This window comes from Methylophaga sp., assembly GCF_965655755.1.
Lineage (GTDB): Bacteria > Pseudomonadota > Gammaproteobacteria > Nitrosococcales > Methylophagaceae > Methylophaga.
In genome coordinates this window covers 36,233-58,010 of sequence record NZ_CBFHHW010000009.1, presented here as the reverse complement: position 1 = coordinate 58,010, position 21,778 = coordinate 36,233, and the positions used below count along the sequence as shown (strand labels likewise).

At 45.7% G+C, this 21,778-nt stretch carries 26 protein-coding genes; 17 read left to right on the top strand and 9 right to left on the bottom strand.

Features of this window, described 5'->3' with window-relative positions:
- Positions 1-29: 29 nt before the first annotated feature.
- From ACTF5U_RS04985 to ACTF5U_RS04975, 3 genes are all read left to right on the top strand, one after another.
- Positions 30-752, top strand: coding sequence for a ZIP family metal transporter (locus ACTF5U_RS04985; protein ID WP_438970538.1), 723 nt, complete (start codon positions 30-32; stop codon positions 750-752).
- A 94-nt stretch (positions 753-846) separates the two neighbouring features.
- Complete coding sequence (locus ACTF5U_RS04980) at positions 847-2,373, top strand: GNAT family N-acetyltransferase (RefSeq protein WP_438970537.1); 1,527 nt, start codon at positions 847-849, stop codon at positions 2,371-2,373.
- Positions 2,374-2,447: 74 nt separating this feature from the next.
- Positions 2,448-3,296 carry a translation initiation factor eIF-2B gene (locus tag ACTF5U_RS04975; protein WP_438970536.1) on the top strand — a complete coding sequence of 283 codons (849 nt, stop codon included), beginning with the start codon at positions 2,448-2,450 and terminating at the stop codon, positions 3,294-3,296.
- Here the strand turns inward: ACTF5U_RS04975 and arsB are convergent, their stop codons facing one another.
- Genes arsB through ACTF5U_RS04955 form a run of 4 tightly spaced genes read right to left on the bottom strand, consistent with a single transcriptional unit; the run spans position 3,297 to position 5,609 of the window.
- Complete coding sequence (gene arsB, locus ACTF5U_RS04970; RefSeq protein ID WP_438970535.1) at positions 3,297-4,343, bottom strand: ACR3 family arsenite efflux transporter; 1,047 nt, start codon at positions 4,341-4,343, stop codon at positions 3,297-3,299.
- Entirely contained in the window at positions 4,340-4,747 is a 408-nt protein-coding gene (locus tag ACTF5U_RS04965; RefSeq protein WP_438970534.1) for an arsenate reductase ArsC, read from the bottom strand. The genes arsB and ACTF5U_RS04965 overlap by 4 nt, the downstream gene beginning before the upstream one ends.
- Positions 4,747-5,229 (bottom strand): ArsI/CadI family heavy metal resistance metalloenzyme, encoded by a 483-nt coding sequence (locus tag ACTF5U_RS04960; RefSeq protein WP_438970533.1) that lies wholly within the window; start codon positions 5,227-5,229, stop codon positions 4,747-4,749. Before ACTF5U_RS04960 ends, ACTF5U_RS04965 begins: the two co-directional genes overlap by 1 nt.
- Positions 5,229-5,609 (bottom strand): ArsR/SmtB family transcription factor, encoded by a 381-nt coding sequence (locus tag ACTF5U_RS04955; RefSeq protein ID WP_438970532.1) that lies wholly within the window; start codon positions 5,607-5,609, stop codon positions 5,229-5,231. Before ACTF5U_RS04955 ends, ACTF5U_RS04960 begins: the two co-directional genes overlap by 1 nt.
- A gap of 119 nt (positions 5,610-5,728) precedes the next feature.
- On the opposite strand from ACTF5U_RS04955, the gene ACTF5U_RS04950 reads away from it, so the two are divergent.
- On the top strand, positions 5,729-6,391 hold the full coding sequence (locus ACTF5U_RS04950; RefSeq protein WP_438970531.1) for an SDR family oxidoreductase: 663 nt from the start codon (positions 5,729-5,731) through the stop codon (positions 6,389-6,391).
- Positions 6,392-6,581: 190 nt separating this feature from the next.
- Here the strand turns inward: ACTF5U_RS04950 and ACTF5U_RS04945 are convergent, their stop codons facing one another.
- The gene (locus ACTF5U_RS04945) at positions 6,582-7,328 is read right to left on the bottom strand and encodes a ferredoxin--NADP reductase (protein WP_438970530.1); all 747 of its coding nucleotides are present in this window, start codon (positions 7,326-7,328) and stop codon (positions 6,582-6,584) included.
- A 107-nt stretch (positions 7,329-7,435) separates the two neighbouring features.
- On the opposite strand from ACTF5U_RS04945, the gene ACTF5U_RS04940 reads away from it, so the two are divergent.
- Both ACTF5U_RS04940 and ACTF5U_RS04935 read left to right on the top strand, forming a co-directional pair.
- Positions 7,436-7,894 (top strand): GNAT family N-acetyltransferase, encoded by a 459-nt coding sequence (locus tag ACTF5U_RS04940; protein ID WP_438970529.1) that lies wholly within the window; start codon positions 7,436-7,438, stop codon positions 7,892-7,894.
- A gap of 56 nt (positions 7,895-7,950) precedes the next feature.
- On the top strand, positions 7,951-8,334 hold the full coding sequence (locus ACTF5U_RS04935) for a lysozyme inhibitor LprI family protein (protein ID WP_438970528.1): 384 nt from the start codon (positions 7,951-7,953) through the stop codon (positions 8,332-8,334).
- A gap of 10 nt (positions 8,335-8,344) precedes the next feature.
- Here ACTF5U_RS04935 and ribF read toward each other — a convergent pair whose 3' ends face one another.
- Positions 8,345-9,280, bottom strand: coding sequence for a bifunctional riboflavin kinase/FAD synthetase (ribF, locus tag ACTF5U_RS04930; RefSeq protein WP_438970527.1), 936 nt, complete (start codon positions 9,278-9,280; stop codon positions 8,345-8,347).
- Between the two features lie 128 nt (positions 9,281-9,408).
- On the opposite strand from ribF, the gene ACTF5U_RS04925 reads away from it, so the two are divergent.
- Genes ACTF5U_RS04925 through folE2 form a run of 5 tightly spaced genes read left to right on the top strand, consistent with a single transcriptional unit; the run spans position 9,409 to position 13,622 of the window.
- Positions 9,409-9,654: an exodeoxyribonuclease VII small subunit gene (locus ACTF5U_RS04925; protein ID WP_438970526.1), complete on the top strand. Its 246-nt coding sequence runs from the start codon at positions 9,409-9,411 to the stop codon at positions 9,652-9,654.
- A 26-nt stretch (positions 9,655-9,680) separates the two neighbouring features.
- The gene (gene ispA, locus ACTF5U_RS04920; RefSeq protein ID WP_438970555.1) at positions 9,681-10,547 is read left to right on the top strand and encodes a (2E,6E)-farnesyl diphosphate synthase; all 867 of its coding nucleotides are present in this window, start codon (positions 9,681-9,683) and stop codon (positions 10,545-10,547) included.
- Between the two features lie 12 nt (positions 10,548-10,559).
- Complete coding sequence (gene dxs / locus ACTF5U_RS04915) at positions 10,560-12,383, top strand: 1-deoxy-D-xylulose-5-phosphate synthase (RefSeq protein WP_438970525.1); 1,824 nt, start codon at positions 10,560-10,562, stop codon at positions 12,381-12,383.
- A 44-nt stretch (positions 12,384-12,427) separates the two neighbouring features.
- A complete protein-coding gene (gene queD, locus ACTF5U_RS04910) occupies positions 12,428-12,808 on the top strand; it encodes a 6-carboxytetrahydropterin synthase QueD (RefSeq protein WP_438970524.1) in 381 nt (126 codons plus the stop codon).
- A gap of 4 nt (positions 12,809-12,812) precedes the next feature.
- Positions 12,813-13,622: a GTP cyclohydrolase FolE2 gene (folE2, locus tag ACTF5U_RS04905; RefSeq protein WP_438970523.1), complete on the top strand. Its 810-nt coding sequence runs from the start codon at positions 12,813-12,815 to the stop codon at positions 13,620-13,622.
- 50 nt (positions 13,623-13,672) lie between these two features.
- Here folE2 and ACTF5U_RS04900 read toward each other — a convergent pair whose 3' ends face one another.
- A complete protein-coding gene (locus ACTF5U_RS04900) occupies positions 13,673-14,317 on the bottom strand; it encodes a retropepsin-like aspartic protease family protein (protein ID WP_438970522.1) in 645 nt (214 codons plus the stop codon).
- Positions 14,318-14,356: 39 nt separating this feature from the next.
- Between ACTF5U_RS04900 and mobA the strand changes: the two genes are divergently transcribed.
- The 3 genes from mobA to ttcA are packed head-to-tail and all read left to right on the top strand — an operon-like array spanning position 14,357 to position 17,597.
- Positions 14,357-15,472 carry a molybdenum cofactor guanylyltransferase MobA gene (gene mobA, locus ACTF5U_RS04895; RefSeq protein WP_438970521.1) on the top strand — a complete coding sequence of 372 codons (1,116 nt, stop codon included), beginning with the start codon at positions 14,357-14,359 and terminating at the stop codon, positions 15,470-15,472.
- Positions 15,473-15,474: 2 nt separating this feature from the next.
- Entirely contained in the window at positions 15,475-16,734 is a 1,260-nt protein-coding gene (gene moeA, locus ACTF5U_RS04890; RefSeq protein ID WP_438970520.1) for a molybdopterin molybdotransferase MoeA, read from the top strand.
- A complete protein-coding gene (gene ttcA, locus ACTF5U_RS04885; protein ID WP_438970519.1) occupies positions 16,731-17,597 on the top strand; it encodes a tRNA 2-thiocytidine(32) synthetase TtcA in 867 nt (288 codons plus the stop codon). The genes moeA and ttcA overlap by 4 nt, the downstream gene beginning before the upstream one ends.
- A 263-nt stretch (positions 17,598-17,860) precedes the next feature.
- On the opposite strand, the gene ACTF5U_RS04880 is transcribed toward ttcA, so the two are convergent.
- The gene (locus tag ACTF5U_RS04880; protein WP_438970518.1) at positions 17,861-18,253 is read right to left on the bottom strand and encodes a VOC family protein; all 393 of its coding nucleotides are present in this window, start codon (positions 18,251-18,253) and stop codon (positions 17,861-17,863) included.
- A gap of 104 nt (positions 18,254-18,357) precedes the next feature.
- The gene (locus ACTF5U_RS04875) at positions 18,358-19,212 is read right to left on the bottom strand and encodes a DMT family transporter (protein WP_438970517.1); all 855 of its coding nucleotides are present in this window, start codon (positions 19,210-19,212) and stop codon (positions 18,358-18,360) included.
- A 102-nt stretch (positions 19,213-19,314) separates the two neighbouring features.
- Between ACTF5U_RS04875 and dapC the strand changes: the two genes are divergently transcribed.
- From dapC to ACTF5U_RS04860, 3 genes are all read left to right on the top strand, one after another.
- On the top strand, positions 19,315-20,508 hold the full coding sequence (dapC, locus tag ACTF5U_RS04870; RefSeq protein ID WP_438970516.1) for a succinyldiaminopimelate transaminase: 1,194 nt from the start codon (positions 19,315-19,317) through the stop codon (positions 20,506-20,508).
- Positions 20,509-20,529: 21 nt separating this feature from the next.
- Positions 20,530-21,351, top strand: coding sequence for a 2,3,4,5-tetrahydropyridine-2,6-dicarboxylate N-succinyltransferase (dapD, locus tag ACTF5U_RS04865; protein WP_438970515.1), 822 nt, complete (start codon positions 20,530-20,532; stop codon positions 21,349-21,351).
- A gap of 81 nt (positions 21,352-21,432) precedes the next feature.
- Positions 21,433-21,777 (top strand): ArsC family reductase, encoded by a 345-nt coding sequence (locus ACTF5U_RS04860; RefSeq protein WP_438970514.1) that lies wholly within the window; start codon positions 21,433-21,435, stop codon positions 21,775-21,777.
- Position 21,778: the final 1 nt, after the last annotated feature.

Here is a 21,778-nt window from a genome sequence, read left to right as displayed (position 1 = left end):
ACCTACTTCGTTCTGTATAAGGTGCTGAATTGATTATCTCTGAAGTTATCACTGTTATCGTTTTATCACTGTTTGCTGGCGCGGCTATACCTGTCGGGGCGTGGATTGCTAATCTCGATCTTAGAGACCCAGCCTGGCTGGGGGATGAATGGCGTCATTTTATTGTAGCCTTCGGCGGTGGCGCGTTGATATCAGCTATTGCATTGGTATTAGTTCCAGAAGGTGCCAGTAGGGTATCGGTTTTTGATGCCGCTGTGGCATTTGCTGCAGGTGGTGTGTTCTTTTGTCTGTTAGATATGTATCTCAATAAACTCGAGAGTTCAGCAGGTCAGCTAATAGCGATGCTATCAGACTTTATTCCTGAAGCTATCGCATTGGGTGTGGCATTTGCGGCTGGAGAAACGACCGGATTGTTATTAGTCATGCTGATAATTCTGCAAAACGTCCCTGAAGGATTCAATGCATACGAAGAATTATCGTCTCATTCCACTCTCGCCCCCAACAGGATCATTTGCGTTTTCTCTTTACTCGCTATTGCAGGTCCGGTTGCTGGACTACTGGGCTACTTTTTATTAGCCGAGATGGACTTTTTGATGGGTCTGCTGATGCTATTTTCCAGCGGCGGTATTTTGTATCTGGTGTTTGAAGATATTGCACCACAGGCCAAACTGCAAAGTCGTTGGATACCGGCTCTGGGAGCCGTCGCAGGCTTTTTATTGGGGCTGATAGGTAATATGTTGATTGTGATGTAAACAGTCGGATTCAGGACGTTGAAATTACTGGACAACTCAATCAGGGAATGATGAACTAGGGTGTCTGTTTTGAATACCCACAAAAGGATTCTTCATGCCTGAAGATCTGCACATTAAAATCCGCAATCTTGAAAAAAAGGATTATCCACAACTCAAAAAGTTGATGGATCAAATCTATGTCGATATCGGTGGTTCCTGGGAGGAACACACCATTTTCAAATTGATTGATGATTTACCTGAGGGTCAGATATGCGTGGTCGACCATGACAAAATCATTGGCGTTGCTCTTTCTGTACAGGTGAACTACCAAAAGTTCAGCAACCCTCACACCTATGATGATCTGATATCCAAAAAAGAAACCATCCTCAATAATCCCAATGGAGATGCGCTGTATGGACTCGATGTTTTAATCCATGCTAATTATCGGGGGTATCGTCTGGGAAGACGCTTATACGAAGCGCGCAAGGAATTATGTCGTCAGCATAATCTGCGCGCGATTCTAGCCGGTGGACGCATACCCAATTATCATGAGCATTCGGATGAAATGACACCGGATGAATACTTTGAGGCCGTCAAAAACAAACGCATTTACGACCCAATCCTGACGTTTCAGCTTTCCAATGATTTTCAGGTCACCCGCCTGTTAAAACAATATCTGCCGGAAGATGAGAAATCAGAAGGCTACGCCACCTTACTGGAGTGGCGAAATATCTTTTATGAACCTGAAAGCACCGTTATCGATACACGCAAAACGCAGGTGCGAATCGGAGCAATTCAGTGGCAAATGCGTGAAGTTGAATCGGTGGAGGAATTACTCCGACAAGTCGAATACTTCATTGATGCTTTATCCAGCTATAAAAGTGACTTTGCTGTGTTTCCGGAGTTTTTCAATGCGCCACTGATGGGCCTGAGTCCGGATCAACGCAATCAGACTGAAGCAATACGCTTTCTTGCCAGTTATACGGAAAAGTTTAAAAACGAAATGTCGCAGATGGCATTAAGCTACAACATCAACGTTATTACTGGCTCGATGCCTTTACTGGAAGACGACGTCCTATTTAATGTCGCCTATCTATGTCGACGTGATGGCACCATCGAGATTCAACGGAAACTGCATATTACACCTCATGAGCGTCGTGACTGGGTCATCAAGGGAGGCGATACTTTGCAGGTGTTTGAGACTGATGCTGGTCGCGTTGGCATATTAATTTGTTACGACGTTGAGTTTCCAGAACTCAGCCGCTTACTGGCTGAACAGGATATGGATATTTTGTTTGTCCCTTACTGGACTGATACCAAAAACGGTTACTTACGAGTCCGTAGCTGTGCTCAGGCAAGGGCGATAGAAAATGAATGCTATGTCGTTATCTGTGGCAGTTGTGGCAACCTGCCTCAAGTCGAAAACCTGGATGTGCAATATTCCCAAGCTGCCGTTTTCTCACCCTCAGACTTTTCTTATCCACATGATGCCGTAATGTCAGAAACGACTCCCAATACTGAAATGATTATGTTCTCTGATCTGGATCTGGACAAACTGAAACTGACTCGCAGTGAGGGCTCGGTAAATAACCTGAAAGACAGAAGAACAGATATCTATTCCGTTTCCTGGCAAAACAAATAAATACGCATCTTTGATAGACATAAACGGTCAAAGCTAATAATCAGCGATGTCATCGCAACACAAAGGTGAAGCTAATGTCTGAGTCATTCGAGCAGTTATTAACGTCACTGAAAAATAACCATCAATCCGGGGCGACTGAACTGGCCTTAATCACACTGGCCAGTTTGAAAGCGTATATGGAGGCCCTGCCGCTCCAGTCACTTGACCAGCTCACAGAGATAGTGGATGAATTAAGCCATGCCAGACCGAGCATGATCGTTCTTGCCAATGCATTACATCGTTGGCTTCACAGACAAGAATTAAAAGAAGCACTTAGCAAACAAGGTTATCTGGACAGTCTGAGTCAGATATACCAACAACTTTCAGATGCTTCCGATCATGTTGCAGAACATGCCGCCAGTCTCGTTAAACCGGGCATGACTATCCTAACGCATAGCCGAAGTTCACAAGTTTCAGCCCTGTTCGAGCATTTATTAGAACAACATGTCGATATTAAAATTGTGGTCACAGTCAGTGAGCCGGGAAAGGAAGGCTTACTGGTCGCCAGTCAACTGAGTCGTCTTGGTATCCCGGTTACCGTTATTACCGACGCGGAAATGGGACTGACTATGCCTGACATTGATCTCAATATCAGTGGCTGCGACAGTTGGCTGTCAGACCATCATTTTGTTAACAAAACCGGTACCTTCTTACAGGCCCTGGCCGCCCATCATTACGGCAAACCGTTCTGGGTATTGGCCGATAGTTTTAAAACTTTTCCTCAAACCAGCCATAACGTGATTTTAGAGTCGATGCCCACCGATGAATTACAACTGCCAAAAGGCAAAAACATCAGTGGCAGAAACACCTACTTTGAGACTATCCCTACCCGACTAATAACGGGAAGGATCAATGAAAATGGGCTCGAAGTCATGCAACTGTAGTCATGAAAAACGGGCGAACAGTGGCTTAGTTTTCAATGCCAGCGCGACTAATGACAACATCACCGGTACTTCTACCAGAACACCTACTACGGTTGCCAGCGCAGCTCCGGAATTCAGACCAAACAGACTAATCGCCACGGCCACGGCCAGTTCAAAGAAATTGGAGGTTCCAATCAAAGCAGCCGGCGCAGCCACATTAAACGGCACTTTCCACAGGTAAGCCCAGCCATACGCTACCGCAAATATACCGTAGCTTTGAATCAGTAGCGGTATGGCAATCAATGCTATAACCAGTGGTTTGGCGATGATGGTCTCTGCCTGAAAACCAAATAAAAGAACGACCGTTGCCAGTAGCCCCATAATTGAATAAGGTTTTACTTTTTCGGTGAAAGCGGCGATTTCGTGGTGATCCGTACTTTTATCCAGTTTACGACGTGTCAGATATCCAGCCAGCAAGGGTGTCACCACATAAAGTACGACTGATAAAAACAATGTCTCCCAGGGCACGATAATATCCGTCATACCCAGCAATAAAGCAGCAATAGGCGCAAATGCAAACACCATAATAATGTCATTAATCGACACCTGAACTAGCGTGTAATTAGCGTCTCCTCTGACCAGCTGACTCCAGATGAATACCATCGCGGTACACGGCGCTACCCCTAATAAAATCATACCGGCAATATATTCTTTTGCTGTTTGTGGATCGACCAGGCCGGCAAACAGGTATTCAAAAAACAAAATGCCCAGCCCCGCCATGGTGAAAGGTTTGATTAACCAATTCACTACCAATGTCAGACATAGGCCTTTAGGTTTTTTACCGACATCTTTAATGGAAGCAAAATCGACATTGACCATCATTGGATAGATCATCAGCCATATAAATACCGCCACAACCAGATTGACCTTGGCAAACTCGATGCCTGCAATCAACTCAAACAACGAGGGGAAAAGAACACCTAATCCTACCCCGGTCAGGATACTGCCGCCTATCCAGACACTGAGGTAACGCTCAAAAAAACCGATATCCGGGTTTGCTTCGCTCATTTTAGTTCCTGTTCAATACGTGTTTTCAACATGAGAAACGCTTCGTCAAAGGCTGCTTCAATCTCGGTTTCTGAACCTTCCACTTTGGCGGGATCAGGCGTACTCCAGTGAAGTCGTTGATATTCGCCATGAAACACAGGACAGACCTCGTTAGATGCAGCATCACAGACGGTGATGACGTAATCAAACTTTTCGCCTGCATAATCATCCCATGACTGACTACAAGGCTGACCTGGTGAAATTCCATGACGTATCAATGTTTCAATTGATTTAGGGTGGACATAACCAGCAGGATGACTGCCTGCACTCACGGCCTGATAACCGTCTTTAAGCTCATTAATCAAAGCCTCGGCCATCACTGAGCGACATGAATTACCCGTACACAAAACCAATACTTTTTTCATTAGCAACATCCCGAATTATTGTCAGATGGTTCACAGGTGCCGTTATCAGTAGCGACCACCGGAATAGATACAGGTGTGCAACAAGCGGACTTTTCGCTTGTCGTTTTGTCAGAAAATAACTGGGCGTCGCCCATTGTCTGATAGGCTTCCCAGGCAATTCCCGCAGGGTCCTGCAACCAGGATTTATCTGATTCGGCATAACAGCAAACCGTTTCACCCTCATCAACCATAGCTATGTCAGTCTGACGAATGCGATCCCGTATTTCATCCAATTCAGACTCATCTTCCACCTGAATACCTAAATGGTCGATACCCGTTTTGTTTGATCGCGTCGAAATGGCAAAATTAACTTTCGGATCATCAAGCATCCACTTGGCATAGTCCGACATGACTTTGCTTGGCTGTGCCCCAAATAACGCGGAATAAAACGTGACGCTTTCCGCAATTTCATCAACACCCACATGGATATGCATTCGTTTCATTATTTCGCTCCACCTGTTACTGCTGAAGTACCGCAACATGCCGATAACTTGATTATCGCGCTGCCTGTCTTGGTATCTTCATGAATATTTGCCATCTCACCACTACAACAATCTTTCACCATATAACTAATCAATGCGTTCATCCGCTCAAAATCAGCCATATAGATCACAGAACGTCCCTGTTTTTTTGAATGCACAATGCCGGCATTCACTAAGTGTGTGAGATGAAATGACATCGTGTTGTGCGGTGTATTGAGTTGTTCACTGATACGCCCCGCCGCCAGTCCCTCAGGACCGGCTTTCACCAATAATCTGAAAGCCGATAACCGCGTTTCCTGCGATAAGGCATCAAACAGAATGAGTGCTTGTTGAAGTTCCATATGTCTATATTAATGGACGCATTATTAATATGTCAATGATTATCGACATATGAGCGCTGAAACAGAATGCACAGCGTGATAATCTGTTGCCATATAAGCAGTTAGAAAAGGGAGACACCATGAATAAAACATTAGTTATCGGCGCAAATGGCCAGATTGGTAAACAGCTGATTGGTCAGATGGCGTTAGCTAAGATGCCGGTTAAAGCTATGGTTCGCAGTGCAGAGCAGGCAAATGATCTTGAAAAATTAGGTGCCGAAACGATTGTTGCTGATTTAGAAGCAGCCTTACCTGACGAGGCCTTTTCTGATTGTGACAAAGTCGTTTTCACAGCCGGTTCGGGCGGTAAAACTGGGGCCGATAAAACGATCTTGGTGGATTTATGGGGCGCCGTGAAAGCCGTCGATATGGCAAAAAAACATAATATAAAGCAGTTCGTCATGGTCAGTGCACGTGATGCGGGTGATCCAGAAAACGGTACACCGGCCATCAAGCACTACAACATCTGTAAACACTTTGCCGACAAACACCTGTTGGAGAGTGGCGTCCCCTTCACCATTTTAAGACCGGGATTGCTTACCAATGAAGCTGCCACCGGCCTGATAACAACACGACGACCTGAAACTAAAGAGGCGATGTCTATTACGCGTGCCGATGTCGCGGCCTGTATTTTACAAAGTCTGGATCATTCAGAAACAGTCAATCAGGTTGATGAAATCTATAATGGCGACACACCAATTTCAGACGCATTTATTAAAGCCGTGACCAATAGGCTTGGCTGATAACGTATTGAAACTATTCATCCGAAGGAACCCACTTCTGACATCCTGTCATCACTACTGAAATAAAACAGCTTAAGCTGCGATCGATCTCATCTTGTTACTGGTTAAAGGGTCGAGCTGAATAAGCAGATTTTGCGGTGGTTTTGCCATAAATTTGGCAGACGTCATTGGATATTGAACGCAATAAGGCCTACCAGTATTTTTCAATGCTGATATGGCCAGGTTCCCGACGTGAATGTTTTTTCAAACCACGTTTATCAATCAGAAGATCCATCGTATCCTGCACCATTGCAGGGTTGCCGCATAGCATAAATTGACTGTCTTCAGGACTGATTTTCAATCCGGTTCGATGCTCCAGTCTACCATCGTCCACGGCCTCCGGAATTCGTCCTGACAGCGCAAAATCGCATTCTTCACGACTCACAATCGGCACATAAATAAAGTCATCGGGATGGTTGCCCTGCACTTCAGCAATCGTTTCTGGATAGGTTAACTCATCTTTATGTCGTACCGCATGCACCAGTATCACTTTCTCAAATAAATCCCAGACCTGTGATGTTTTAGCGATAGACAAAAATGGTCCAACACCGGTGCCTGTAGCCAAGAGGTACAAATGTTTTGCTTCAGGTAGCTGTTCTAGCGTCAATAAGCCGGCAGCCTTGGGAGCAACCAGAATGTCATCCCCCGCCTGAAGTTTGACAAGCTGGGATGACAACACACCGTCCGGCACTTCAATAAAATAAAAATCGAGCGGTCGTTCATCCGGTGAATTTACCAGTGAAAAAGGTCTACTCACCTTCTCGCCGTCAATCTCCAGGGCAAGACGCGTGAATTGTCCTGCTTTAAATTCAGGGAAATCGGTTTCAACACGTATCGAATGTAAACGATCATTCCATTGTTTATTTTCCACGACTTTTGCCGTCAGCCACTCTGCCATAAATCCCCCATAGCTAATGCACTTCGTAATTGATTTGTTTACCTCATGGTACTATCAATCGACATAACGCTTGTCGTCAGGTTCAAAAAAGTTAAAAATCAGCCATTATGCTTCCAGCTTCTATTGTCTTAGCTAAACAACAAGATTGCACCGCATTGTGTGATCTACTCGCCTTGCTATTTGAGCAAGAGGCCGACTTCAACCCCGCCAAAGAGAAGCAAAAAACAGCGATTGAAGCTATTCTGGCCCATCCAGAAACAGGCCATATATTGGTACTGAAACAGGACGCCACTGTTTTTGGCATGGTCAGTCTCTTATATCTCCCATCGACAGCGATGGGCGGCAAAGTAGCTTTATTGGAAGATCTGATTATTGCGCCACAGATGCGGCATCAAGGATACGGCAAACTGTTGCTTGAAGCAGCTGTGACCTTCGCCAGACAACAAAACTGTTTACGCATCACGCTGCTAACAGATAAAGACAATCTGACAGCGCAGCAACTTTATATGGACCAAGGATTTGAGTTTTCAGCGATGTCTGTCATGAGAAAGCTCATTAAAACCTGAATATACCGTATGGTATTCAACTGCTATAAACCAATCCACATACGAGGAAAATCAAAATGATTTTTAATGCAATGAAATCATTCGTTCTTCTTATTATTTTACTGTTTCCTTTTCAGACACAGGCAAAGCCACTGTGTCCCCAATCGAATACAACGGTTGAAATGAACCAGTGTCTAAATCACAAGTTGGAACGCGCGGTCAACGCGTTAAAAAACAATCTGGACCTGACGCATATCCGCTATGCCGATAATAAAGCGATGCTAAAAACGATTGATGATGCGCAAGCGGCCTGGGAGACTTTTCGTAAAAAACAATGCCAGAGTATTTTCCTGCTTTGGGAAGGTGGCAGTATTCAGTCTTTGATGACGGTCAGTTGTTCTATTCAGTTAGCAAGAGAGCGTAATCAGTTTTTACGTGATACATACTTGACTCCGCATTAACAGAGTTGGATCAATATTTTTCAGCAAAAAAGATTTTCGCTTTCTGAGCGTCTTTATCGATTTGCGCTTTTAATTGTTCAAGCCCTTTAAAACGCTGTTCATCACGGATTTTATACAGGAAATGCACCTGCACATGTTCGCCGTAAATATCGCGATTGAAATCGAATAAATGGACTTCCAGCAAAGCTTTATCGCCGCCAATCGTCGGCCTGATACCAATATTAGCCACGCCATTGACCGGTTCTTCATCCAAACCAAATAACTGCACGGCGAACACGCCAGTCAATGGTATTTTGCAGCGATGGAGATGAATGTTAGCAGTAGGAAACCCCATTTGCCGTCCGCGTTTATCGCCGTGTGCAACACGGCCACTCATACGATAAGGTCGGCCCAGTAATTTTTCGGCCATTTCCAGATCACCTTCAGACAGAGCATCTCGGATCCGGGTGCTGCTTACCCGATCATGCTCAATAGCAAAAGTATGCATATTGACGACTTGAAAACCATGTTGCTTACCTGCTTGCTGTAACAGAGCAAAATCACCATTGCGGTGCCGACCAAACCGAAAATCGTCTCCTACCACCAGATATCGGACATTGAGTCCATCCACCAGCAACTTCTGAATAAACGTTTCTGCTTCCATTCTTGCAAGCGTTTGATTGAAGCGCAAAACACATAGCTGATGAATTGAGAATGCCCTTAGCGCTTCCACTTTTTCTCTGAAACGCGTCAGTCTGGCGGGTGCTTTTTCAGGAACAAAAAATTCAAATGGTTGCGGTTCAAACGTAATCACTACCGCAGGTAGGCGCAAAACATCACCTTTCATGGCCAATTGGCTCAGCACCGCCTGATGACCCAGATGAACACCATCAAAATTACCAATAGTGGCTACACAGCCTTCTGAGGAGGCTGGCAGGTTATGGAAACCGCGGATGATTTTCGGCATTGAAATTTATCTACAAAAACGAAGTTAAGCAGAACAGACTAACGGCAAATAAAAAAACATTCCAGCAGGCAATGCCAGCTTGATTGCCTTATAATGTGGCGTTGAATCGATTTTGTTCAGAGGCCCTGATGGTGGCAAAGCGTAAAAAGCTGGATTATGAAGCAGCAGTAAAGGAATTAGAAGAACTGGTAGAACGCCTTGAACAAGGTGATATCAGTCTGGAAGAATCACTCAAACTTTACGAACGTGGTGTATTGTTGACGCGTGATTGCCAGGAATCATTACAGGCTGCGGAGCAAAAAGTACAAATGTTATTACAGCAATCCGGCCAATCAAATCTGGTCGACTTTGATCCTGAATCCGATCCATCGTGACTTCAAAGTTTCCACTTGAAGACTGGATGCAGGCACACCAGGCTCAAATTGAAATTGTCCTTGATAAACGTCTGAAAGCATCCGACCAGCCCTGCTCTCAACGTCTGCTTGAAGCCATGCGGTACGCTACACTCGGTGGCGGTAAGCGCATTCGTGCGTTACTGGTTTATGCCACTGGCGAAGCAATGGGGGCCAAACCGGCAGATTTGGATGCAGCTGCAGCTGCAGTGGAAATGATTCATGCCTACTCCCTGGTTCACGATGACATGCCTATTATGGATGATGACGACCTGCGACGTGGTCGTCCGACCTGCCATAAAACTTATGATGAAGCGACTGCATTGCTAGTTGGAGATGCCTTGCAGACATTGGCATTTGAGACTTTGTGTACCAATCAGTTGCTGGCTGAGCAGCAGATAAAAATGATTAAACGTCTGGCACAGGCATCAGGTGCACTCGGCATGGCAGCAGGTCAGGCTATCGATCTGGAATCAGTCGGCAAAAAACTGGATCTTAATGCGTTACAGTCAATGCACAAATTAAAAACCGGCGCACTGATACGCGCTAGTGTGGTATTGGGTGCTTTAGCTGCGCCCGAGTGTGACGACGAAAGTCTGCAGAGATTGGAACGTTATGCCGACTGTATTGGTCTGGCATTTCAAGTACAGGATGATGTGTTGGATGTTATCGCTGACACTGACACACTGGGTAAGGCTCAAGGAGCCGACATCGCTTTAAATAAACCGACCTACCCGGCATTACTAGGACTGGAAAAAGCACAACAGAAAGCGGTGGCATTGATCGAGAAAGCTTTAGGACAACTATCTGAGTTAACGTTTGATACGCAAGCGCTGGCTGCCCTGGCGCAGTTTGTTATCAAACGCTCTCATTGAGATTGCGACTGGATGGATAATTTACTAACGAATATCAACAGCCCGGAAGATCTACGTCAGCTGGATAAAAAGCAGCTGCCGCAACTCGCCGAAGAATTGAGAGCGTTGATCGTCGAGAGCGTACAGCAAACCGGTGGCCATATTTCCTCAAATCTCGGTGTGATCGAGCTGACGCTGGCATTGCACTATGTCTTTGACACACCCGCAGACCGTCTGGTGTGGGATGTGGGCCATCAAAGTTATGTCCATAAAATTCTGACCGGCCGTCGCGGGCGCATGAACAGCATGCGTCAGCCAGGTGGCCTATCCGGCTTCCCCAAACGCAGTGAAAGTGAGTTTGATACCTTTGGTGTTGGCCATTCCAGTACGTCTATCAGTGCTGCTCTGGGTATGGCTATTGCCGCGCAGTCTAATGAAGATCCCCATCATGCTGTCGCGATCATCGGAGATGGCGCCCTGACCGCAGGTCAGGCTTTTGAAGCCTTGGCTCATGCTGGTGATTTAAGTGCCAACCTACTGGTTATTCTCAATGATAATGAGATGTCTATTTCCAGGAATGTGGGTGGCATGGCCAATTATCTGGCGAAATTGCTTTCGGGTAGTTTCTACACTTCCGCGCGTGAAGGCAGTAAGAAAGTATTGGAAAAAATACCACCCGCCTGGGAAATAGCCCGTCGCGCTGAAGAACATATGAAAGGCATGGTCGTGCCCGGCACCTTGTTCGAAGAAATGGGGTTCAACTATATCGGTCCAATTGATGGACATGATATTGATACCTTAATTTCGACATTAGGCAACCTCAGAAAGCGTAAAGGGCCTCAGTTCCTTCACATTGTCACCAAGAAAGGTAAAGGCTACGAACCAGCTGAACAGCAGCCTTGTAAATATCATGGTGTCAGTCCGGCAAACAGCAAACCATCCGGGCCAAGTTATACAAAAGTTTTTGGGCGCTGGCTTTGTGATATGGCCAAACAGGATCCTGACCTGATTGGAATTACTCCGGCGATGTGTGAGGGGTCAGGTCTGAACCGTTTTGCTGAGGACTATCCTGAACGTTATTTTGATGTAGGTATTGCAGAGCAACATTCGGTTACGTTAGCGGCAGGGCTGGCCTGTGAAGGTAAAAAGCCGGTCGTAGCAATATATTCAACCTTTCTGCAACGCGCTTATGATCAACTCATTCATGATGTCGCCATTCAAAACTTACCGGTTTTATTTGCGATTGATCGTGCAGGCCTAGTCGGTGCTGATGGGCCGACCCATGCCGGTGCATTTGATCTCAGCTATTTACGCTGCATTCCTAACATGACGGTAATGGCACCGGCCGATGAAAACGAATGCAGGCAGATGCTGACTACTGGCTTCCAGCATAGCGGTCCGTCCGCTGTCCGTTATCCACGTGGCACAGGTAATGGCCGTATCGTTGAAACAGCTCTGACCACTATTGAAATCGGTAAAGCAGAATTGCGTCGTCAGGGTGAAAAAGTCGCTATTCTCGCTTTTGGTAGCATGGTTGATGCTGCTGAAGAAGCGGCTGAACAAATCAATGCAACGGTTGTGAATATGCGGTTTGTTAAACCCCTTGATACCACGATGATTCATCAACTTGCTGATACCCATGAGTTACTGGTCACGATTGAAGAAAATGCCGTCATGGGTGGCGCGGGTAGTGGCGTCAATGAGTATCTTCGCGAGATAAACCATGACGTTCCTATCAGACTGATGGGGCTCCCGGATACCTTCATCGATCATGGTGTGCATAAACAGATGCTGTCTGATTGTGGACTGGATGCACAAGGCATAATCCATACCATTAATCAGTCTATTACGACATAATCCCCTGTTCTCGAGAACAATTCCTGAGTATAATAGTCAACATTATGAGCGCAACTTACACACTTAAAATCTTGGCAGATTTTGCCTCGGCACATACCTTGAGAGACTATCCGGGTGAATGCCGTCGCATGCATGGCCACAACTGGAAACTAGAAGTTGAAGTCACCGCATCCGCACTCAATGAGCACGGCATGGGCATGGACTTCAAAACAATCAAAACAGCCACACGTGAGTTGGCCAAAACGTTGGATCACCGGTATCTGAATGACATTCCACCTTTCGATACCATCAACCCGACAGCTGAGAATATCGCCCAGTATTTTTACCAAAAACTGAGCGTCACACTCAATAACGATACAGCCAAGATATCAGGTGTCACCCTCTGGGAAACAGATCGCGCCTGTGTCAGATATAGCGAGGATTAATTGAATGAGTACAACGCCAGCCAGCACAAAGAATGACGAAATCGAAGACGTTCAGAATATTGCTGATAAACGTAAAATTGCGATTGATAAAGTCGGAATTAAAGATATTAAACACCCGGTCAAAGTCAGTGACCGCACTAAAGGCGAGCAACATACCATTGCTAACTTCAACATGTATGTGAACCTGCCCCATCATTTCAAGGGCACGCATATGTCACGATTTGTTGAAATTCTGAATCAGCATGAAGATGAAATTACGGTTAAATCATTCCGCAAAATGCTGGGAGAGATGACCGAGCGTCTGGATGCCGAATCCGGTTATATCGAAATGAACTTCCCCTACTTCGTAAATAAAGAAGCCCCCATTTCGAAAGTTCGCAGTCTGATGGATTACGATGCCAGCTTTATTGGTGAAATCAATGGCAAAGAGACGGCAATGACAGTCAAGGTCGTCGTGCCAGTAACCAGCCTATGTCCGTGCTCAAAAAACATTTCAGATTATGGTGCGCACAATCAGCGTTCACATGTCACCTTGACCGTCCGTGTTGATAGCTTTGTCTGGATTGAAGATCTGATTGATCTGGTTGAGAAACAAGCGTCATGCGAGATTTACGGTCTGCTGAAACGTCCGGATGAAAAATATGTCACCGAACGCGCTTATGATAATCCAAAATTTGTTGAAGATATGGTGCGAGATATTGCTGCCAAACTAAACGAAGACGATCGTATAAACGCCTACACGGTTGAATCAGAAAATTTCGAATCAATCCATAACCATTCTGCCTATGCGCTTATCAGCAAAGGATTTGATTGATCATCACCTACGATTCATTAAAAGCCCGGTTTATCCGGGCTTTTTTATAACTAATATTTTTGCTGTAAGTCCAGCCGCTCACCATTATGTTGTAGATCGAGCTGGCCAAGGAAAGACATACCCAGCAGCGCGGTAGACGGTTCAGGTCCATCAATCACTACAGCCGGAATATTGTAGAGTTTGATTTCTTCAAGCTGAACATAATCCAGCTCTACCCTGTAGCCAACATCCTTACCTGAAGCGGTTCGTATACCAATTTTCTGACCGCGATAATAATCAATACCTAAACGGTTAGCGGTTGCAGCATTAAGGGCAATGGTGGAAGCACCTGTATCAACCAGAAAATCGACGCTATAACCATTTACCGTCCCCGTTGTCTGATACATGCCGTTGGTCGGCCACAGGCTCACTTTGGGCTGTTCAGGTGCCGCAGTGTAATGACTGCCGATATGATCACCTAAAAAATAAGTCTGACGCTTTCCATTGACTTCCAGCACCGCTTCACGGCTATTGGCTGCAATAAGTTTGACGCCTTCAGGCGTGGTGTTACCAACTTTCAGCAAGTGCTGTTTATCGTTCACTTCAAGCACAGCTTGTCCGGCAAACAAGCCAACAATAACAATATCCAGTTCTTCAGCTGATGCTGTGGCACTGTTTAACAGTATAATAAGCGCAGTAAACCAATATTTGATCATGACTTTTTCCAAATTAATCAGGTTCCGACAAGCAATAAAATGAGTTCACACACCTACCCTTCCATAACCGGCGTGATCCTAGCCGGTGGTCAGGCCCGTCGCATGGGCGGTGGAGATAAAGGTCTTATGCTTTACCAACATCAGCCCATGGTGCGCTATGCTATCAAGGCGATGGCGCCACAAGTCGATACGCTCATTATTAACGCTAATCGACATATAGACCAGTATCAACACTTTGGATATCCCGTCATCAGTGATTCCATTGAAGGCTTCCATGGCCCACTGGCTGGGATGCTGACCGCAATGGAACAGACAACCGCCGACTACATTCTGACTGCACCTTGCGACTGTCCGACGATTTCAGCGCAATTACGCCAGCGGATGATGGAAACCTTATTACTAACCCAGAGTGATCTCGCAGTTGCCACCGATGGCGAACGCTTGCAGCCTGTTTTTTGCCTGATTCCAACGCGACTTAAACACAGTCTCAAAACATTTCTAGAGAAAGGTGAACGCAAAATTGATCGTTGGCTGGTGCAGCACAAGCTGGCAGAGGTGGACTTTTCTGACCAACCGGAAACCTTCGTTAATTTCAATCATCCAGAAGATCTAGAACACTCTCTCAAACCCAAATCTGACATTCCAATACTGGGGTTCTCTGCGTTCAGTGGAACCGGTAAAACAACGCTATTGAAACAACTGATACCAGAACTTCAAAAGAGAAATGTTCATGTTGCCGTGATCAAACATGCACATCATAATTTTGATATTGATAAACCGGGTAAAGACAGCTACGAATTACGTGAAGCCGGCGCACAACAGATGTTAATTGCGTCATCAAATATGATGGCTTTGATGGAAAAAAGTCAGTCGAATGACAATGAACCTCGGCTCTCAACCTTACTGCCGAGACTGGATACCAGCACATTGAACTTGATTCTGGTCGAAGGTTTTAAACATGAAGCAATACCCAAAATAGAATTACACCGGCCGGGACTTGGAAAACCACTCTTATTCAAGGATGATCCACATATTATTGCTATCGCGAGTGATGAAGACATAACGGATGCGCATCATATAAAGCAGATGGATATAAATAATATCCCAGCGATAGCTGATTTTATCGAACATTTTATTTCTTCCTGGACTGCCTAATTATGGCTGAATTTATACCCCAACCAAGCTGTGCTGATCCACAGGATCAACAGAGCCTTAAAGTCGAACAAGCACAAGCGCATATTCATGCCCTTTTAACACCTATCTCAAGCTGGCAGAAACTCGCTTTACGCGAAGCTTTGGGTCATGTTCTGCACGAACCGATTACTTCGCCACTGCAAGTGCCACCCCACAATAATTCTGCAATGGACGGTTATGCTATCCGAAGCAGTGATATCCAAAAAAGTCCTTTTACTCTGACTCAGACTGGTATTGCCTATGCAGGCCAACCTTATGCCGGTCAGGTCACAGACGGAGAATGTGTCCGTATTATGACCGGTGCGATGATGCCACCGGAGTGCGATACCGTCATCATGCAGGAACAGGTGGAAACGGATGGTCAAAGCATCACTGTGCATGGCAAGCAACAAGCCGGACAGAATGTGCGTATGGCGGGCGAAGATATTCAACAAGGTGATGTGGTATTACCCGCCGGACATCGCATTACACCAGCGGATATGGGCCTGATTGCCTCGTTAGGCATTGCTGAAGTTATTACCAAAAGACGTTTACGTGTCGCGTTTTTCTCAACCGGTGATGAACTTCGCTCTATTGGCGAACCATTGGAAGCCGGTCAAATCTATGACAGCAACCGTTACACGCTCTACGGCATGTTGAAGCGTCTCGATGCTGATGTACTTGATATGGGTGTCATACCCGATGAGAAATCAGCACTTAAAGATGCATTACAACTGGCAGCATCAGAAGCGGATGTGGTGATTACATCCGGCGGCGTATCTGTGGGTGATGCCGATTATGTTAAAGAAATGCTGGCAGAGCTGGGGGAGGTCAATTTCTGGAAAATAGCAATGAAACCCGGCCGCCCGCTTGCTTTTGGTAAGATTAATGATGCTTTATTTTTTGGTCTCCCAGGAAATCCGGTCTCAGTAATGGTGACCTTTTACCAATTTGTGCAGCCTGCATTGAAAAAAATGGCCGGTGAAAATGCACAGCCCTTGCCGATGATGCAGGTTCAGACGGAAAGTAAAATTCGTAAACGCCCCGGCAGGTTTGAATTTCAACGTGGCATTCTATTTGAAAATGATCTCGGTGAACTCAGAGTAGGCACAACCGGCCAACAAGGTTCCGGTATTTTGCGTTCGATGAGCGTCGCTAACTGCTTCATTTTGCTTGATGAAGACTGTGATGGCATAGAGCCTGGTACGATCGTTACCGTACAACCCTTTGCAGGTCTGGTATGACAGAAGAAACCTTAGTAAAACAACAACGCGAATTTAATAAACTGCGTAAACGTCTACGTCGTAATGTCGGTCAGGCTATCGCTGACTACAACATGATTCAGGATGGCGATAAAGTCATGGTATGCCTGTCAGGTGGTAAAGACAGTTACACCATGCTGGATATTCTGATTAATCTGCGTGATCACGCACCGATTAATTTCGAATTGATTGCCGTGAATCTGGATCAAAAGCAACCGGGCTTTCCCGAACACGTTCTTCCTGAATACCTGGCCTCCATTGGTGTGCCCTATCACATCATCGAAAAAGACACATACAGTATCGTTAAGGAAGTCGTGCCGGAGGGAAAAACAACCTGTGGTATCTGCTCACGATTACGTCGTGGCTCTTTATACGGCTATGCACGCCAGAATGGCATCAGCAAAATCGCTTTAGGCCACCACCGTGATGACATTATTGAAACGCTATTTCTCAATATGTTCTACGGCAGCAAAATAAAAGCCATGCCGCCCAAGCTGCTTAGTGATGATAAAACCAATATCGTTATTCGCCCACTGTGTTATGCCAAAGAAACTGATATTGCAAAATATGCCGAGGCCATGGCGTTCCCAATTATTCCCTGCAATTTATGTGGCTCACAGGAAAACCTGCAACGTCAGGTTATCAAAGACATGCTCCAGGGCTGGGAAAAAGAACACCCCGGCCGTTTAGAAAATATCTTCCGCAGTATCCAGAATTTATCACCCTCGCAATTGGCTGATTTGGACCTGTTCAGCTTCACCGATCTCGAACAACGGCGTCAGGCTCCAACAGGTGAAGAAGATCAGAGTGTGCATGACATGCAACAACCGGCATTAGCGCGATAAGCAACCTTAGGCACAAAGTTATCACCAGTTAGACGCTTTATGACAATTTGGTGATAACTATCAGCGCTAAGTCATTGAATTTACAAATCAGTATTATAACCAATTGTTTTTAAAGGTTATATTTTTATGCTGTTTTTTTAACCGTGACCGAGGGTGTTGTTACAGATTAATGACTTAGCGATGTTCACGGAAGTTAATAACAGAGTTATCCACAGAATTTGTGGGTAACTCTGTAAGTGTTTGATTGAACGTTTATAACTTTTTTAACGCTGTACTGGTGGTGTGAAATCTTCTGAAAATTCGATTGCATTACCATCCGGATCACGACAAAAAAACGCTGCTCTTCCTGATTTGCTTCTAGAAAATTCGTAACCCGCATCTTCCAGTTTTTTCGCCAGAGCTTCCAGATCATCCACGACTAGAGCAACATGACGATCTCGACCACCATGTGCAGGGCGCCCCTCCGTAGAGTCAGGATTAGGTAACTTCATCAAATGAATTTGCTGACCATTATCCCCAATATCCAACCACGCCCCATCAAACCCAAAATCCGGTCGGTTCGGGTTGATGGGGATCTCCAATATATCACTGTAAAACGTTAATGCACGAGCCACATCTTCAACGAGAAAACTCGCGTGAGCAATCGATTTAATCATGCTTGGAACCTAGTTAATAAATGAAAAATCGCTGAATTATTTTTTACCAGCATGTTTGGTTTAATTGATTATATTTTAACGTGATCACAGGATTATCCCAAAAGTCAGTGATTCTTACCGCTTTTTGCCATGCCATAGGCTGCCACAAAGATCAGTGCGCCACCGATCCATTCAGCCACGCTCATGCGCTCACTGGTGAGTAACCACGCTGAAACTGCAGCAACCAGTAATTCAAACAGCATTAATATCGCCGATCGGAATACCGGCATTCGTGCTAGCCCGTACAAGACTGTAATGGTCATGGCAGTAAAGCTGAGACCGCCCAGCACCATCACAATAAGCCATAAGTTCAGACTCACGTCAGGTACGGGAGATTTTTGAAGAAGCAATACTACTATCGCCACCATGACAACGCCCCAGTAGACGACCGAGGTTTTGACTTCCATCGCCACCTGGGCCAGTTTACGACTTAACACGTTATTCACTGAAAACATCACACTGGCAAATAAGGCCAGCCAGTCTGCCGGGCCATGAGGCCAGGGAAGGCCAATTTCAGGATGCCATAACATCATAAAGGTACCTGACATCGCGACGACAATCATCAGCATTGATAAGCGCGAAATACGTTCACCCAACCACCAGCGACTCAGTAGTACGGACCACAGTGGTGACAGATAAAACAATAGCATCACCCGTAGTACTTCACCTTCAATTAAGGCAACCAGAAACGCGATATTGGTCAAGCCCGCAGCCAGAGCGAGACACCAAAGTGTTGCTGGCCACTCAGAAGCGATCGTTTTCCTTACCCAGAGAAGATGTGCCGTGGCAACTAATGCTGATGCCAAGTAGACAGCAAGCGTTGACCAAACCACTGGCATGCCTGCTTCTTCCAGCAAACGCATCGGATACCAGATTAATCCCCACATTGCTGAGGCAAACAAGATGGCCGATACGGCCATATAATATTCTTTATTATTTACTGTCATCATAGCGTGAGGTTATAACACGGGAAGGAACCAACCCGTTATAATAGTCTGATTTTTCATTAACACCTGGTCTTTATGAATCCGGAACTGGCGAAACTGCATCCCTACCCATTCGAAAAGCTGGCACAACTAAAACAAGGTTGTGAGCCGCCTGCCGACAAACCACATATTGCCTTGTCAATTGGTGAGCCCAAGCATCCCACTCCCGGTTTTATTACTGAAGCGGTGATTGCGCATTTACACGGTCTCTCTTCGTATCCAACTACAGCGGGTACCAATGAATTGCGCTATGCCATTTCGACCTGGCTGGATAAGCGATTTAAATTAGACGGCCATATCAACGCAATGACGCAGGTGTTGCCTGTTAATGGCACTCGTGAAGCCTTGTTCGCGTTTGCACAAGCGGTCATTGATCGAAGTCAGAACCCGCTTGTGCTTATGCCAAATCCGTTCTATCAAATCTATGAAGGGGCCGCTATTTTAGCCGGCGCTGAGCCGGTCTATCTCAATTGCACCGCTGAAAATAACTTTATTCCGGACTTCAATGCGATTAATAACGAAGTCTGGCAACGTTGTCAGTTGTTGTACATATGCAGTCCAGGTAACCCAACCGGTGCTGTTATCGACAAACCGACGTTAACTCATTTGATCGAACTGGCTCATAAACACGATTTTGTGATTGCATCAGACGAGTGTTATTCCGAAATTTATGATGAGTCTGCTGAACCGCCTGTCGGTTTGTTAGAAGCCGCTCATGAGGCAGGCTATACCGACCTGAGCCGCTGTGTTGTTTTTCATAGCTTGTCAAAACGCTCAAACTCACCAGGTTTGCGAAGTGGTTTTGTCGCTGGTGATGCCGGCATTTTAAAACAGTTCCTGCGCTACAGAACCTATCATGGCTGTTCGATGCCACCAGCTACTCAAGCTGCCTCTATTTCAGCCTGGGCAGATGAAGCGCACGTTGCACACAATCGTGAGTTGTATCAGGAAAAATTCAAAGCTGTACTCGAGATTTTGTCGCCAGTAATGAATGTCAGTATGCCCGAGGCCGGCTTTTATCTCTGGGCAGAAACGCCAGTCGCGGATACACAATTTGCCAGACAGCTGTTTGAACAACAAAATGTGACCGTTTTGCCGGGCAGTTATCTGGCCCGTGATACCGCTGAGGGGAACCCCGGTAGTAATCGTGTACGTATGGCGTTAGTTGCACCGCTGGAAGAATGTATTGAAGCTGCGGAGCGGATCCGCAGTCTTATTGAAAGTTTATAAATTGAACCAATGGAGATCCGAATGAGCGATATTCAAAAAATTATCGAAGAGGCGTTTGAACGCCGTGCAGACATTAGCCCATCTAATGCTGATAGTGATGTCAGAAATGCAGTCAATGAAGCATTGGCCATGCTGGATAACGGTACAGCCCGAGTTGCCGAAAAACAAAACGGTGACTGGGTAGTGAACCAATGGTTGAAAAAAGCCGTATTGCTGTCTTTCCGTTTAAATGACAACAAAATCATGCCCGGTGGTGAAACAAACTACTTTGATAAAGTGGAACCAAAGTTTGCTAGCTTTAACGAAGAAGACTTCAATAAAGCCGGTGTGCGTGTTGTGCCACCTGCTGCAGTTCGTCGTGGTTCTTATATCGCACCGGGTGTTGTATTGATGCCTTCTTACGTCAACATTGGTGCTCACGTCGACTCCGGTACTATGGTTGATACTTGGGCAACGGTAGGTAGCTGTGCTCAAATCGGTAAAAACGTTCATCTGTCTGGTGGTGTTGGTATCGGTGGTGTACTCGAACCGTTACAAGCAGGTCCGACCATCATCGAAGATAACTGCTTTATCGGCGCTCGTTCAGAAGTGGTTGAAGGCGTTGTTGTTGAAGAAGGCTCCGTGATTTCAATGGGTGTGTACATCGGTCAAAGCACCAAAATTTTCAACCGTTTGACCGGTGAAATCACTTATGGCCGTATCCCTGCCGGTTCCGTTGTTGTATCAGGTAACCTGCCTTCTAAAGACGGAAGTTACAGTCTTTACTGTGCGGTTATCGTCAAACAGGTTGATGAAAAAACGCGCGGTAAAGTGGGTATCAATGAGCTGTTACGGGATATCTAAGTTCTAGATTGCACTGTATTGCCGGGGCTGTCGCTGATTGCCCCGGTAGCAATCCCCCTCCTCTTCAAAAATTTTCCAGCTATGATTATCTACGGCATCAAAAACTGCGATACAGTCAAAAAAGCACGTCGCTGGTTGACTGATAACCAACTCGAATTTCATTTTCACGATTTCCGTCAGGATGGCCTGGACAGAAAAACCATTGAGAACTGGTTACAACACACAGACTGGGCAACCTTGTTGAATAAGCGGGGTACAACATGGCGTAAACTCGACGATCCCAGAAAAGAACAATTGGACGAAGCAACAGCCATTGAATTGATGTTGGAAAACCCAACCTTGATCAAACGCCCGGTGCTCATCAATGAACACAGTTGCACGGTCGGTTTTAAAGAAGCCGAGTACGCTGCATTATTTGGAAAATAAT

Coding starts and splice junctions, on each gene's coding strand:
- ACTF5U_RS04980 (WP_438970537.1), top strand. CDS start 847: ATGCCTGAAGATCTGCACATTAAAATCCGCAATCTTGAAAAAAAGGAT.
- ACTF5U_RS04975 (WP_438970536.1), top strand. CDS start 2,448: ATGTCTGAGTCATTCGAGCAGTTATTAACGTCACTGAAAAATAACCAT.
- arsB (WP_438970535.1), bottom strand. CDS start 4,343: ATGAGCGAAGCAAACCCGGATATCGGTTTTTTTGAGCGTTACCTCAGT.
- ACTF5U_RS04965 (WP_438970534.1), bottom strand. CDS start 4,747: ATGAAAAAAGTATTGGTTTTGTGTACGGGTAATTCATGTCGCTCAGTG.
- ACTF5U_RS04960 (WP_438970533.1), bottom strand. CDS start 5,229: ATGAAACGAATGCATATCCATGTGGGTGTTGATGAAATTGCGGAAAGC.
- ACTF5U_RS04955 (WP_438970532.1), bottom strand. CDS start 5,609: ATGGAACTTCAACAAGCACTCATTCTGTTTGATGCCTTATCGCAGGAA.
- ACTF5U_RS04950 (WP_438970531.1), top strand. CDS start 5,729: ATGAATAAAACATTAGTTATCGGCGCAAATGGCCAGATTGGTAAACAG.
- ACTF5U_RS04945 (WP_438970530.1), bottom strand. CDS start 7,328: ATGGCAGAGTGGCTGACGGCAAAAGTCGTGGAAAATAAACAATGGAAT.
- ACTF5U_RS04940 (WP_438970529.1), top strand. CDS start 7,436: ATGCTTCCAGCTTCTATTGTCTTAGCTAAACAACAAGATTGCACCGCA.
- ACTF5U_RS04935 (WP_438970528.1), top strand. CDS start 7,951: ATGATTTTTAATGCAATGAAATCATTCGTTCTTCTTATTATTTTACTG.
- ribF (WP_438970527.1), bottom strand. CDS start 9,280: ATGCCGAAAATCATCCGCGGTTTCCATAACCTGCCAGCCTCCTCAGAA.
- ACTF5U_RS04925 (WP_438970526.1), top strand. CDS start 9,409: ATGGTGGCAAAGCGTAAAAAGCTGGATTATGAAGCAGCAGTAAAGGAA.
- ispA (WP_438970555.1), top strand. CDS start 9,681: ATGCAGGCACACCAGGCTCAAATTGAAATTGTCCTTGATAAACGTCTG.
- dxs (WP_438970525.1), top strand. CDS start 10,560: ATGGATAATTTACTAACGAATATCAACAGCCCGGAAGATCTACGTCAG.
- queD (WP_438970524.1), top strand. CDS start 12,428: ATGAGCGCAACTTACACACTTAAAATCTTGGCAGATTTTGCCTCGGCA.
- folE2 (WP_438970523.1), top strand. CDS start 12,813: ATGAGTACAACGCCAGCCAGCACAAAGAATGACGAAATCGAAGACGTT.
- ACTF5U_RS04900 (WP_438970522.1), bottom strand. CDS start 14,317: ATGATCAAATATTGGTTTACTGCGCTTATTATACTGTTAAACAGTGCC.
- mobA (WP_438970521.1), top strand. CDS start 14,357: ATGAGTTCACACACCTACCCTTCCATAACCGGCGTGATCCTAGCCGGT.
- moeA (WP_438970520.1), top strand. CDS start 15,475: ATGGCTGAATTTATACCCCAACCAAGCTGTGCTGATCCACAGGATCAA.
- ttcA (WP_438970519.1), top strand. CDS start 16,731: ATGACAGAAGAAACCTTAGTAAAACAACAACGCGAATTTAATAAACTG.
- ACTF5U_RS04880 (WP_438970518.1), bottom strand. CDS start 18,253: ATGATTAAATCGATTGCTCACGCGAGTTTTCTCGTTGAAGATGTGGCT.
- ACTF5U_RS04875 (WP_438970517.1), bottom strand. CDS start 19,212: ATGGCCGTATCGGCCATCTTGTTTGCCTCAGCAATGTGGGGATTAATC.
- dapC (WP_438970516.1), top strand. CDS start 19,315: ATGAATCCGGAACTGGCGAAACTGCATCCCTACCCATTCGAAAAGCTG.
- dapD (WP_438970515.1), top strand. CDS start 20,530: ATGAGCGATATTCAAAAAATTATCGAAGAGGCGTTTGAACGCCGTGCA.
- ACTF5U_RS04860 (WP_438970514.1), top strand. CDS start 21,433: ATGATTATCTACGGCATCAAAAACTGCGATACAGTCAAAAAAGCACGT.